General features: G+C 44.5%; 14 protein-coding genes. 8 read left to right on the forward strand and 6 right to left on the reverse strand.

The window, feature by feature from the left end; genetic code table 11:
- Window positions 1–59: 59 nt before the first annotated feature.
- The 4 genes from aroQ to prmA all read left to right on the forward strand — a co-directional run bounded on the left by aroQ (window position 60) and on the right by prmA (window position 3359).
- Complete coding sequence (gene aroQ, locus H0W44_01210; GenBank protein ID MBA3581049.1) at window positions 60–512, forward strand: type II 3-dehydroquinate dehydratase; 453 nt, start codon at window positions 60–62, stop codon at window positions 510–512.
- Between the two features lie 9 nt (window positions 513–521).
- On the forward strand, window positions 522–983 hold the full coding sequence (locus tag H0W44_01215) for an acetyl-CoA carboxylase biotin carboxyl carrier protein (GenBank protein MBA3581050.1): 462 nt from the start codon (window positions 522–524) through the stop codon (window positions 981–983).
- Between the two features lie 61 nt (window positions 984–1044).
- Window positions 1045–2409, forward strand: coding sequence for an acetyl-CoA carboxylase biotin carboxylase subunit (gene accC / locus H0W44_01220; GenBank protein MBA3581051.1), 1365 nt, complete (start codon window positions 1045–1047; stop codon window positions 2407–2409).
- Window positions 2409–3359: a 50S ribosomal protein L11 methyltransferase gene (gene prmA, locus H0W44_01225; protein MBA3581052.1), complete on the forward strand. Its 951-nt coding sequence runs from the start codon at window positions 2409–2411 to the stop codon at window positions 3357–3359. The genes accC and prmA overlap by 1 nt, the downstream gene beginning before the upstream one ends.
- Before the next feature lie 63 nt (window positions 3360–3422).
- Here prmA and H0W44_01230 read toward each other — a convergent pair whose 3' ends face one another.
- Window positions 3423–4082 (reverse strand): hypothetical protein, encoded by a 660-nt coding sequence (locus tag H0W44_01230; protein MBA3581053.1) that lies wholly within the window; start codon window positions 4080–4082, stop codon window positions 3423–3425.
- 142 nt (window positions 4083–4224) lie between these two features.
- Here H0W44_01230 and H0W44_01235 point away from each other — a divergent pair, with 142 nt between their 5' ends.
- The 4 genes from H0W44_01235 (at window position 4225) to purH (ending at window position 8026) form a co-directional block, all read left to right on the forward strand.
- Window positions 4225–4911, forward strand: coding sequence for a zinc-ribbon domain-containing protein (locus tag H0W44_01235; protein ID MBA3581054.1), 687 nt, complete (start codon window positions 4225–4227; stop codon window positions 4909–4911).
- 160 nt (window positions 4912–5071) lie between these two features.
- Entirely contained in the window at window positions 5072–6121 is a 1050-nt protein-coding gene (gene dusB, locus H0W44_01240) for a tRNA dihydrouridine synthase DusB (protein ID MBA3581055.1), read from the forward strand.
- On the forward strand, window positions 6118–6396 hold the full coding sequence (locus H0W44_01245) for a hypothetical protein (protein MBA3581056.1): 279 nt from the start codon (window positions 6118–6120) through the stop codon (window positions 6394–6396). Before dusB ends, H0W44_01245 begins: the two co-directional genes overlap by 4 nt.
- A gap of 70 nt (window positions 6397–6466) precedes the next feature.
- Complete coding sequence (purH, locus tag H0W44_01250) at window positions 6467–8026, forward strand: bifunctional phosphoribosylaminoimidazolecarboxamide formyltransferase/IMP cyclohydrolase (protein MBA3581057.1); 1560 nt, start codon at window positions 6467–6469, stop codon at window positions 8024–8026.
- 8 nt (window positions 8027–8034) lie between these two features.
- On the opposite strand, the gene cmoB is transcribed toward purH, so the two are convergent.
- Genes cmoB through H0W44_01275 form a run of 5 tightly spaced genes read right to left on the reverse strand, consistent with a single transcriptional unit; the run spans window position 8035 to window position 12492 of the window.
- The gene (cmoB, locus tag H0W44_01255) at window positions 8035–8964 is read right to left on the reverse strand and encodes a tRNA 5-methoxyuridine(34)/uridine 5-oxyacetic acid(34) synthase CmoB (GenBank protein MBA3581058.1); all 930 of its coding nucleotides are present in this window, start codon (window positions 8962–8964) and stop codon (window positions 8035–8037) included.
- Entirely contained in the window at window positions 8961–9698 is a 738-nt protein-coding gene (cmoA, locus tag H0W44_01260; protein MBA3581059.1) for a carboxy-S-adenosyl-L-methionine synthase CmoA, read from the reverse strand. The genes cmoB and cmoA overlap by 4 nt, the downstream gene beginning before the upstream one ends.
- Window positions 9698–10672, reverse strand: coding sequence for an NAD(P)-dependent alcohol dehydrogenase (locus H0W44_01265; GenBank protein MBA3581060.1), 975 nt, complete (start codon window positions 10670–10672; stop codon window positions 9698–9700). Before H0W44_01265 ends, cmoA begins: the two co-directional genes overlap by 1 nt.
- Window positions 10673–10702: 30 nt before the next feature.
- Entirely contained in the window at window positions 10703–11710 is a 1008-nt protein-coding gene (locus tag H0W44_01270; protein ID MBA3581061.1) for an NAD(P)H-quinone oxidoreductase, read from the reverse strand.
- A gap of 14 nt (window positions 11711–11724) precedes the next feature.
- Window positions 11725–12492: an enoyl-CoA hydratase gene (locus tag H0W44_01275; protein MBA3581062.1), complete on the reverse strand. Its 768-nt coding sequence runs from the start codon at window positions 12490–12492 to the stop codon at window positions 11725–11727.
- Window positions 12493–12521: the final 29 nt, after the last annotated feature.

The raw sequence follows: 12521 nt of genomic DNA on the forward strand, positions 1-12521 counted from the left end.
TCGTGTTTTGTCAGCTTGTATGGACTTAATCTAGGATAAATCGCAGTTATTCGACGCATATGGCAAATATTTTAGTATTACATGGACCGAATCTAAATTTACTGGGTAGCCGCGAACCTGCTATCTATGGATCAGCGAATTTAGCCAGTATCGACCAAGGTCTGCTGGCATTAGCACAAAAAAACAATCATCACCTCGAAAGCTTTCAAAGCAACGCTGAACATAGCTTGATCGAACGTATTCATTTAGCCGCACAACAGCAATGCGCTTATATCATTATTAATCCCGCCGCTTTTACGCACACCAGTGTCGCGCTGCGCGATGCCTTAGCCGCCAGCGCTATTCCATTTATCGAAGTGCATTTATCAAATGTGTATGCACGCGAAGCCTTTCGCCAACATTCGTATTTTTCTGATCTTGCCACCGGCGTGATCAGTGGTTTCGGTGCTTTAAGTTACGAACTTGCATTAACCGTCATCATCAAAACACTTTCCAATAACAATCAACCCTAGGTACACACCGTGGATATTCGTAAAGTTAAAAAACTGATTGAGCTGCTAGAAGAATCTGGCATTGCTGAAATTGAAATCAAAGAAGGTGAAGAATCGGTGCGCATTTCGCGCAATTCGCCTTACAACATGCCGATGATGCAAATGGCGCCGCAGATGATGCAAATGCCTACTGCAACTGCTGCACCTACTAGCGCCGCTGCAGTGACGACGGATACCCCAGTAAATGCATTGCCCGCAGGCCATGTGGTTGAATCACCCATGGTGGGTACTTATTACGAAGCGCCATCACCCGGTTCGAAATCTTTTGTCTCCATCGGCCAGCGCGTCAATATTGGCGACACTTTGTGCATTATCGAAGCCATGAAAATCATGAATCCCATTGAAGCCGATGTCGCAGGTGAAGTAAAAGCGATGTTGTGTCAAAGCGGTGATCCGGTGGAATACGGTGAAAAACTGTTTGTGATCGCATAGTCGATACATCCCTAGATTAACTGTTTGTCATCCCTGTTTTTGATTGAGGTATTAACAACCCATGCTGGATAAAGTGGTTATCGCCAACCGTGGCGAAATTGCACTGCGCATTTTGCGTGCGTGCCGTGAGCTCGGCATTAAAACTGTTGCTGTGTATTCAACGGCGGATCGTGATTTAAAACACGTGCGCTTAGCGGATGAATCGGTGTGTATTGGCCCGGCTCCATCGCAGTTAAGTTATTTAAATATTCCAGCGATTATTAGCGCCGCAGAAGTAACCGACTCGGTGGCAATTCATCCGGGCTACGGCTTCTTATCTGAAAATGCAGATTTTGCTGAACGTGTAGAGTCTAGTGGTTTTATTTTCATCGGCCCTACCGCCGACGTCATTCGCAAAATGGGTGATAAAGTTGCGGCGATTAAAGAAATGAAAGCCGCGGGCGTGCCTTGTGTACCTGGTTCAGATGGGCCTTTAGGTGATGATGCGAATATCAATTTAAAATTTGGTCGCGACATTGGTTATCCCGTGATCATCAAAGCGGCTGGCGGGGGCGGTGGTCGAGGTATGCGCGTGGTCCACAGCGAAGCAACTTTGCTCAATGCCATTACCATGACGCGCACCGAAGCCGGTGCAGCATTTGGTAACGACGTGGTCTACATGGAAAAATTTCTCGAACATCCACGCCATATCGAAATTCAAGTCATGGCAGACAATCATGGCAACGTCATTCACTTAGGTGAACGTGATTGTTCTATGCAACGCCGTCACCAAAAAGTAATCGAAGAAGCACCGGCACCTGGCATTACTGAAAAACAACGTAAACATATCGGTCAACGTTGTGTGGATGCATGCAAACGCTTAGGTTATCGCGGCGCGGGTACTTTTGAATTTTTATATCAAGACGGCGAATTTTATTTCATCGAAATGAATACGCGCGTACAAGTTGAACATCCGGTTACTGAAATGGTGACTGGTGTAGATATTGTGAAAGAACAATTACGCGTCGCTGCAGGTCAAGTTTTATCTTATTCACAAAAAGATATTACGTGGTCAGGTCATGCCATGGAATGTCGTATCAATGCTGAAGATGCGCGCACCTTTGTGCCATCACCTGGTTTAATTACTCAGTTTCATCCACCGGGCGGGCCGGGTGTACGTTGGGATTCGCATATTTATAATGGTTATCGAGTGCCCGCGAATTATGATTCTATGATCGCCAAATTAATCGTGCACGGTGATGATAGAGATATTGCCATTCGCCGCATGCGTGGCGCACTTAGCGAACTCGTCATTGGCGGTATTAAAACCAATATCGAACTGCATCACACCATGACGCATGATCGCGATTTTATTAATGGTGGCACCGATATTCATTTCCTCGAAAAGAAATTAAAACAACAAGAAGCGATTGCGACTAAAGCCTAATGTCTGCAAACGCCGATGCAACAGCGGCGTGGCGACAACTGCGTTTCACTCTCACGATTGAGCATGACGCAGCTGTCGCCCGCACTACGCAACACCCTCTCATCACTATCGTCGAACAGCATCTGGATAATGCCGGCGCGTTATCGATTACGCTGCAAGATGCCGGTGATGATCCAGTGTTTGAACCATTGCCCGGCGAAATGCCAACCTGGCAACAAACATTATTCAGCGTATTATTTCCTGCCGAATTAGATTTTCAACAAATCCTCGATCGACTAAAACCAAATCTCGAACCCTTAGGCGCACAACACTGGCATATTGAATCATTGCTAGAACAAGAATGGGTGCGCGCATGGATGGATCAATTTCATGCAATGCAATTTGGTGAGCGTTTGTGGATTTGTCCACATCATTTAACGCCGCCACTCGAAGCACAAATTGTTATTCGCCTTGATCCTGGTTTAGCATTTGGTACTGGCACGCATCCGACCACGGCTTTATGTTTGCAATGGTTAGATCAAACCGATGTAACAAATAAAACTGTTTTAGATTTTGGTTGTGGCTCCGGCATTCTCGCGGTAGCCGCAGCGATGTTAGGCGCGCAATACGTTAATGCTATCGATATCGATCCCCAAGCATTAACCGCAACCAACGATAATGCAGCACAAAATAATGTGAGCGCACGCATCCACACTTATTTACCGCAACAATACGCGGCTGATCAAGCGCCCGTAGATATTGTTTTAGCAAATATTTTAAGTCGTACCTTAATTGCGCTTTCAACAGAACTTATTGCTGCGGTTAAGCCAGGCGGTTATTTAATCATGAGTGGTATTTTAGAAAATCAAAGCACAGAAGTGATTGCTGCGTTTAAGCAAGATTTTGGCAACATCGTGATTGCGCAACAAGAAGGCTGGCTACGCATAGTTGCGCAATGCCGCCTTAAATAATTTTTCCAAAAAAAAAGAGCTATAAGTAAATCGCTCTTTTTTTTAATAACTATTTTTATTAATTTAAAATCGATAACTAACGCTCATATTCAGCACCGGCCACAAATCCAGCCCTTTAAACTCTTCATTTAATTCCGATTCTTCTTTTTGAATATCGCTTTCCGAAACCAAACCCTGCGGCGAATTGACGCTTATGTCTGCTTCTGGTGTGTCTTGTTTAATAACACCAATATCAATACCAAATCCAAACGGTATACCGCGACTCACGGCATTGCCAAAACCAATTCCAAAATAAGGATAAGTACCATCGGCTAGTGTTAAACGTCCTGTGATATCCACATCTTGGTTATAGTAATTGTCACCGATTTGCGCGCTTAAGCTCGGCACATTCGATTGTAAATTAATGCCGTTTTCAATATTGACCAAACCCGCTGTTAACCGTACCTTCCAACCCATTGGATGCCAATCCAATAAAGCATAGCGAGAGTCCAATTCATAGGTCGCCGTATAATTAATATCATCTTCAGTAAAATCTTTATCCGCATCCAACGAACCTAAACCTGCCCGCACATTAAATGAGCGACTTAAGCCTACTGTTACTGCGGGGCCTATCCCTAAAGTGCCACCACTGGCATGGACGGCAACGCGCGCGGCTTGTGTGGGCGCACTTATCAAAAAACTGCTGGCTAAAATAAGACTTAAACTAGGGATAATGCCGCGCATACAAATCTCCTTCCTTATGAAATAGCGAATTCAGCGTTGATTATTGTTCATTATGCTGACATTTAGTGTTAATCCGGTCTAACTATCTCGACTAATCCTGTAGTTGCTAGACGAGACGTCATGATCTCAGGATAATGCGCTCATGCAAACTCGCTGTCCTCATTGTGAATCTGTCTTTCGCGTCAGCGATCCTCTGCTATTACAAGCCAATGGACAAGTACGCTGCGGCCAATGCTTAGAAACCTTTAATGCCGAAGCACATTTACTCACAGAAGAAGTCATAGACACCCCATCGCAATATACTGCCGAACAATTACGTCGCTTATTGCAAGGTAAAGCTAAAATCCGAAACCCGTGGTTTAATATTGCATGGTTTAGCGCCAGTTTTATGTTATTACTCGCCCTTCTACTGCAAGTCAGCTGGGCAGAACGCGCAACCTTGGCGAATGATCCGCGTTTCGGTACTTATATCAACGAATTTTGTGCGCAATGGAACAATCTCTGTCGCTTACCCGAAAAACGCGATCTCAGTGCTTTGCAATTAGTAAGTCGCAACGTCTATTCCCATCCCAACGCACCCAACGCCTTGATTATCACCGCCGTCTTTACCAACACGGCAAACTTTGTGCAAACCTATCCCACCTTACGCGTCAGCATGTCGGACATCCACGGTGATGTCGTTGCCGAACGCTATTTCAAACCCGCGCAATATTTAAATCACGTCAATGATGTGGCGTTGGGCATGGACATCGGCAAACCCATTCCTATCACGCTAGAAGTACAAGATCCAGGTCAAGAAGCGCTCGCTTTCGAACTAGACTTTCTCTAATCATTACCTTATCCGACCACTGTCTTCTCACTTCTCTATCACCTGGAAAGCCGCTGCGTTAAAATTCTCCCCCGCCGGCGCTTTCGCCGGTTTTTTTATCACAGCCGCATTTCCCCGGGCTTTTACCTAATAGAACACTTAGATAAAACTTGAAATAAAAATGGCTAGCAGCATTAACATCGGACCCTACACCGCACTGCGTAATCGCTTAGTGTTATCACCGATGGCGGGCATTACCGATAAACCATTTCGACAAATTTGCCGACAACTCGGCGCTGGTTTAACGATTGCTGAAATGGTCGCATCCAATCCCAGCTTAAGAAATACCCGCAAATCCCAATTACGCACCGATTTTGCAGGTCAGCCCTCACCTCACATTGTGCAAATTGCGGGCAGTGATCCTGTGATGTTGGCCGATGCTGCGCGTTATAACGTCGGCTTAGGTGCTGACATCATCGACATTAATATGGGTTGTCCGGCCAAAAAAGTCTGTAACCAATGGGCGGGCTCGGCCTTATTACAAGATGAAATTTTAGTCGGCCGCATTCTCGATGCTGTGGTCAACGCAGTAGCAGTGCCAGTCACTCTGAAAATGCGCACCGGCTGGGATCGTCTCCATAAAAACGCCGTACGCATTGCACGGATAGCGGAAGCAGCGGGCATCCAATCATTGGCAGTCCACGGCCGCACGCGTGCTGACGCGTATCTGGGTGATGCTGAATACGACACCATCGCCATGGTTAAAAGCCAAGTCAACATCCCCGTATTTGCTAATGGTGATATCAACAGTCCACAAAAAGCCGCTGAAGTATTACGCTACACCCAAGCCGATGGTCTTTATCTAGGCCGTGCGAGCCAAGGTTATCCTTGGTTGTTCAGAGAGATTGACCACTACCTACAAACTGGGAAACAATTAGCACCTCCGTCGTTGACGGAGTTCCGCAATGTCATATTGGAACATCTACGTTTGTTGTATGCCTATTATGGCGACTCACAAGGCGTACGAATGGCGCGTAAACACCTGGCTTGGTATTTAAAAGCACCATTTCCAACATTGTGGCAAACCATTAAAAGTATTGAAGTAACAGAACAACAATACGCAATCGTCGCAACTGGACTTGCCGACGCGCAAGAAGGATCACTTTCCTTCCCGCATTGGCAACACCCTTTCGACGCGAGCGTCATAACCCGAGTGAACGTGGCCGCATGAACAACGCCAATATTATTCCGCTGCGCAATGTCGTGAAAGAAGATGACGTCAGCTTACGTAGCCAAGTCGAACATTGTCTAAGCATTTATTTCGAAAAACTCGACGGCGACAAAACCGCTAATTTATTTGAACTCGTCATGGGCCAAACCGAACACGCATTACTAAGCGGCGTGTTGCGTTACACCCAAGGTAATCGCAGCAAAGCAGCGGAATATCTTGGTATTAGTCGCGGCACCCTGCGCAAAAAATTACGCGAACATCAGCTCGATAATTAATCGCAAGCCTTCGTTTTATTAAACATTCATTAATTTATAAGGTAACGCTGTGACTGAAAAAAATATTCGCGTGCGTCGCGCACTTATCAGCGTGTCCGACAAAGCTGGCATTCTAGAATTTGCAAAAGCATTAGCGACACGTAACATTGATATATTATCAACCGGCGGCACCGCAAAATTACTCAGCGATAATGGTGTGCGTGTAACAGAAGTGTCTGATCACACCAGTTTTCCAGAAATGATGGCCGGTCGTGTTAAAACGCTGCATCCTAAAATCCACGGCGGTTTATTAGGTAGACGCGGAATTGACGACGAGATCATGGAACAACACGCGATTGCACCGATTGATTTAGTCGTAGTGAATTTATATCCTTTTGCTGCCACCATCGCGCAACCCGATTGCGATTTTGAACATGCGATTGAAAATATCGACATCGGCGGCCCGGCCATGCTGCGTTCCGCCGCAAAAAATCACGCCGCCGTCACCGTGATTGTTGATCCTGACGATTACAGAACCGTACTAGAAGAATTACACAGCAATGACGGCGCCACTACTCACAACACGCGATTTCGTTTAGCAACTAAAGTATTTACTCATACTGCGGCTTATGACGGCGCTATTGCGAATTATCTGAGCAGCTTAACGGATAGCGCGGGCAACACGCGCCAAACTTTCTCCAAAGTGCTGAATTTACAATTCCATAAAAAACAAGAATTACGCTACGGTGAAAATCCACATCAGCGTGCTGCATTTTATGTAGAGCAACAAGTAGTAGAACCTGCAATTGCTACCGCCCGCCAACTGCAAGGTAAAGAATTATCCTATAACAATATTGCTGATGCGGATGCCGCGTTGGAATGTGTTAAACAATTTCAAACGCCTGCGTGTGTGATTGTTAAACACGCGAATCCTTGTGGCGTTGCGCTCAGCAATAACTTATTAAACGCTTATGAACTCGCCTTTAAAACTGATCCGACTTCAGCATTTGGTGGCATCATCGCGTTTAATGGTGAATTAGATGCTGCAACTGCAACCGCAATTGTTGAACGCCAGTTTGTCGAAGTTATCATTGCACCCAGCGCGCATGTAGACGCTATTAACATTATTGCGGCAAAACAAAATGTGCGCTTATTAGTCACCGGTCAATGGCATACACCTATTAATGCTTTTGATTTCAAACGCGTTAATGGTGGCTTATTAGTTCAAGATCGTGACGCGGGCAATATCAGCAACCACGATTTAAAAATTGTTAGCCAACGTCAGCCAAGTCCACAAGAATTAACCGATTTATTATTTGCTTGGCGTGTCGCAAAATTTGTTAAATCGAATGCCATTGTGTACGCAAAAAATCAATCCACGATTGGTGTAGGCGCAGGTCAAATGAGTCGCGTGTATTCAGCCAAAATTGCCAGCATTAAAGCGCAAGATGAAAAACTAGAAGTCGCCGGCTCAGTAATGGCTTCTGATGCATTTTTCCCGTTTCGTGACGGCATTGACGCCGCCCATGCAGCAGGTATTAGCGCGGTGATTCAACCCGGGGGTTCGATGCGCGACGAAGAAGTTATTCAAGCCGCTAATGAACATGGGATGGCGATGGTGTTTACCGGCATGCGGCATTTTAGACATTAATTTAAATATTAAACGCAGCGCAATAAAACGCGCTGCGGCGCAGGATAACCTTCGATGGTTTTAGTCTGATCTTGTGCATCTAAAAAATTGCTTAATGATTCCGTACCGCTCCACATTGTTACTCGTTGTTCGTGCGACGTAGTGACGCTCACATCAACAACCTCTATTTTTGTAAAGCCACAACGTTTTAACCAAATCTGCAACATATCAATACTGGGAATAAACCACACATTACGCATCCGCGCATAACGATCTTCTGGCACCAAACATTGCTGCGCATCACCATCAATTATCAACGTTTCTAATAATAATTGGCCGCCTGTTTTTAAAACACTGCGCAATTGACGCAAATGTTCTAACGGCGCCCGATGATGGTATAAAACACCCATCGAAAACACCGTATCAAATACAGCAACAAACGCAACATCATCTAAGCGCCACGGTAATACGGTGCAGCCACCTTGACCATAAAACTGTCGCACCAAATGAAATTGCATAACTGACAATAAAGTAGGATCCAAGCCAATCACTTGGCGTGCACCTGCTTCTAACATACGCCAACCGTAATAGCCGTTGCCGCAGCCTACATCCAATACTAACTGATTCGATAAATTTGAAATTGCACTTTGGACACGCTGCCATTTTAAATCGCAACGCCATTCCGCATCTAACTCAATGTCATCTAAACAAAAAGGTCCTTTACGCCAAGGTGTAAAGCTTTTAAAAATAGGCGTGAGCGTTTCGATTGAAACACTTTTATGTGCGATTAATATTTTTAACGCATCTAACTGCGTCAGCCATTGCGACATATCGCTACGATGTTCGGGAGAAAACCAACTCTGTATTTGTTGTCGGCCCAGCTCCGCCCAAGCTGCCAATCCCACTTGCTCAAGATCGACAAACACTTGCTGATAATGAGCATCTAAATCTTTAATCATTTAAAAGCCAGTAAAGATACAAAATTATATTGTTGATACCAACAATAACTACTAACAAATCCTGCTTGCTGCAAACGCAGCTGATGAGTTTGCAAGGTTTCTGGAATCAATACATTTTCTAATGAGCTGCGTTTTTGACTAATTTCTAAATCAGAATAACCGTGAGCGCGTTTGTAGTCATGATGCAAGTCGATTAATAAATGTTGCTCGGCACTATCGGAAAAATGGATTTTCTCCGACAAAACCAACAAGCCGCCTGGCAACAAAGCCGACGCAATGCGTTCTAACAATAACGAACGTTTTTCTAAAGCCACAAATTGCAAAGTGAAATTTAATACCATCAAACGACTAGGCAAAAATTCTATTTCTAAAATATCCGCGTGCTGCCAATCAATCGTAATGTGCGAGGATTTATCATTAAGCTTTTGCGCTTTTTCCAGCATCGCCGCTGAATTATCCACTGCAATAATCTGTGCCGGTAAATTTTCCGCCAAAGCCAAACGTATCGCCGCAGGCACAGCGCCCAGCGAACAACCTAAATCATAAATGCGCTCATTAGACTGCACAAAACGCTGCGCTAACAAACCAATCGCCGGAATGATATCACCGTAACCGGGCACCGAACGCTGAATCATATCGTGAAAAACAGAAGCAACTTTGGCGTCGAAACTAAACGCCTGTATTTCATCTAAAGGTTCGGCGTATAAACGATCACGGACAGGTTTTTTACTCATTAAAATGAGTCCAAAACTTTAAGCAATATTTTGCCGTGTTTAGCATTTTTTTCAAAATAATGATGCGCGCTGACTACATCAGTCACAGAAAATACTTTATCAATTAAAACCTGCAATTGTTTATTTTCAAACCAACGAACAAGCTGTGTCATATCCGTTTTATCGGCATGCCCCATGACAAATTTTGCACGTTGCCCGGCGGTTTTTTTAAAGTCTCTTAATATAGGCCATAGATTGCGCAATCGAGGACCCGTGGTTACAAATACACCATTTGGTTTTAAGCGTTTTTGCCATTCAGTAAAAGTCAGCATCGACGAAGAATCTAAAATAATATCAAACGGTTCAGTAAAACTATCGGCCGTAATTTTTTTATAGTCATACACGTCAGCGAAACCTAAAGCTTTAACACTGTGCAAACCGCGTTCATTGGCAATACAGACCACCTCTAAACCTTGTAAGCGTGCAATCTGTGCCGCCATATAACCCACACTACCTGCTGCGCCGGTAATTAATACGCGCATACCCGCCTGTGCCTGTGCGCAATCGCGTAATGCTTGTATGGCGGTAATACCGCCTAAAATTAGTGCGGCAGCATTTAAATCGTCTGTAGTGTCTGATAATTTAACAACATGACTTGCAGGGGCGAAAGCGTATTGCGCATAGGCACCGTTTTGTTTTTTATCAATTAAAGCGCACACACGATCGCCGATTTTTAAATCGTTAACCTGCTCGCCTAGCGCGACAATTTCTCCGCAAAACTCATAACCAAAAATGGCAGTACGCGGTTTTAGTAAACCAAAAAATATTCGCATTTCACCATTGCGGGTATAAATATCACCAGGGTTAATAGCAGCTACATGAACCTTGATGACAACTTGGTTAATTTCGGGTATCGGCACTGGCACTGTTTGGCGCTTTAGTACTTCTGGCGCACCATACGCCGTACAAACCATGGCTTGCATACTTAGTGACATAAATCTCTTCCTACTCTGTACTAATTATCATCATTGCTTAACATTCAATACCAGCTTGCCAATATGTGCGCTGCTTTCCAGCATGTGATGCGCTTCAGCGGCGGCAACCAAAGGATATGCGGCATGCACGATCGGCAAACATTTTGCTTGCTCTAAAATGGGCCACACATGTTCATATAAGCTACGTGCAATGGCGGCTTTTTTTTCATTGCTTTGCGGGCGTAAGGTTGAACCCATTATTTTTAAACGTTTAAATAAAATTTTACTCATGTCTAATTCAGTTTTGGCACCCGAAGGTAGGGCTAACAATACCAAACGCCCCTCTTCTGCCAAACAATTTATATTTTTATTAAAATATTCCGCGCCGACTATATCCAAAATAACATCAACACCTTTATTTTCCGTCAAGCGCATAACTTCAGTGTGGAAATCATCTTGTTTATAATTAATAGTTTCTGCACCCAATGCTTTACATGCCTGCGCTTTCGCGTCACTTCCTACTGTCGTGATAACGCGTGCGCCAAAATAACGGCTTAACATAATTGCTGTAGTGCCAATGCCACTAGACCCGCCATGAATTAACACTGTTTCGCCCGCTTGTAATTGTCCGCGCAAAAATAAATTACTCCAAACAGTGAAAAATGTTTCCGGCAAAGCCGCGGCTTGCGCCCAACTCAAAGCCGTTGGTTTAGGTAAACATTGTCCCGCTGGTACACAAACATATTCGGCGTACCCGCCGCCATTACACAAGGCACAGACTGCATCGCCTATTTTAAATTGCGTAACTTCTGCACCCACCGTCTTTATATAACCCGCAACTTCTAAACCTGGCACATCCGAAGCACCCGCAGGAACCGGATACAAACCTTTGCGCTGCAAAATATCGGGGCGATTAATGCCGGCAGCAATAACCTCAATTAATACTTCGTGAGCAGCCGGTATAGGTTGCGGTCGTTGTGCGAGTTGTAATATTTCGGGAGGCCGCGGTGCGCTTTTATCAAGCGGCACTTTAATTTCTATTACACGCATTTGTTGCATGTGTTTGAGCACGCTTAATCGGTATGAAAAATAGGTTTGCGCTTTTCATTAAAGGCCGCAAATGCTTCAGCGAAGGCCTCGCCTTGTAGCAACCAAGCAAATTCTTGTAATTCAGCTTGAATAGTTTGTTCAACAGATTTTCGATGAGCTTGTTTCATTAAACGTTTAACTGTTAATAAACCATCAATCGGTAATTCACGCAAACGTGTTAATACCGCATCCACTGTAGATTGCAATTCCGTGGCTTTACAAACTTTATTTACCAAGCCTAATTCCACTGCCATCTGCGCATCAAAACGTTCAGCTAATAATAAAATTTCTGCTGCACGCTGATAACCCGCCAATAAAGGCAACCAATAACTAGAACCTGCTTCTGGACATAAACCTAACGTAGTAAAAGGTGCATTAAAAAAGACTGTATCGGCGGCATATACCAAATCGCAATGTAATAACAGCGTAAAACCAATACCAATGGCAGGGCCATTCACTATAGCCACTATAGGTTTGCGACAATTTGCAATGGCTTTAATAAAACGCACTACGGGAGTGGTGTCATCAAATCCAATGAATGCATCAAAATCATGCACATCATTGCCGCTAGAAAAATAATCTCCAGCGCCGGTCAAAGTCACTATGCGTATGGTGGGATCACGATCACTGCTGTCTAATTGATCCGCTAATTCAGCATACATAGCCTGCGTTAAAGCATTTTTTTTATCAGGACGATTAATCGTGAGGTGAAGCACAGGGCCGGCACGGGTGATCACAATAAAATTAGCCATAGATTTTCCTTGGCAACAATAAAGAGGAC

The sequence above is a fragment of the Gammaproteobacteria bacterium genome (genome assembly GCA_013817245.1).
Taxonomy (GTDB): domain Bacteria; phylum Pseudomonadota; class Gammaproteobacteria; order HTCC5015; family HTCC5015; genus JACDDA01.

What these genes read in the sequence shown, in the direction of transcription:
- aroQ (MBA3581049.1), top strand. Translation starts at nt 60, where the DNA reads ATGGCAAATATTTTAGTATTACATGGACCGAATCTAAATTTACTGGGT.
- accC (MBA3581051.1), top strand. Translation starts at nt 1,045, where the DNA reads ATGCTGGATAAAGTGGTTATCGCCAACCGTGGCGAAATTGCACTGCGC.
- prmA (MBA3581052.1), top strand. Translation starts at nt 2,409, where the DNA reads ATGTCTGCAAACGCCGATGCAACAGCGGCGTGGCGACAACTGCGTTTC.
- H0W44_01230 (MBA3581053.1), bottom strand. Translation starts at nt 4,082, where the DNA reads ATGCGCGGCATTATCCCTAGTTTAAGTCTTATTTTAGCCAGCAGTTTT.
- H0W44_01235 (MBA3581054.1), top strand. Translation starts at nt 4,225, where the DNA reads ATGCAAACTCGCTGTCCTCATTGTGAATCTGTCTTTCGCGTCAGCGAT.
- dusB (MBA3581055.1), top strand. Translation starts at nt 5,072, where the DNA reads ATGGCTAGCAGCATTAACATCGGACCCTACACCGCACTGCGTAATCGC.
- H0W44_01245 (MBA3581056.1), top strand. Translation starts at nt 6,118, where the DNA reads ATGAACAACGCCAATATTATTCCGCTGCGCAATGTCGTGAAAGAAGAT.
- cmoB (MBA3581058.1), bottom strand. Translation starts at nt 8,964, where the DNA reads ATGATTAAAGATTTAGATGCTCATTATCAGCAAGTGTTTGTCGATCTT.
- cmoA (MBA3581059.1), bottom strand. Translation starts at nt 9,698, where the DNA reads ATGAGTAAAAAACCTGTCCGTGATCGTTTATACGCCGAACCTTTAGAT.
- H0W44_01265 (MBA3581060.1), bottom strand. Translation starts at nt 10,672, where the DNA reads ATGTCACTAAGTATGCAAGCCATGGTTTGTACGGCGTATGGTGCGCCA.
- H0W44_01270 (MBA3581061.1), bottom strand. Translation starts at nt 11,710, where the DNA reads ATGCAACAAATGCGTGTAATAGAAATTAAAGTGCCGCTTGATAAAAGC.
- H0W44_01275 (MBA3581062.1), bottom strand. Translation starts at nt 12,492, where the DNA reads ATGGCTAATTTTATTGTGATCACCCGTGCCGGCCCTGTGCTTCACCTC.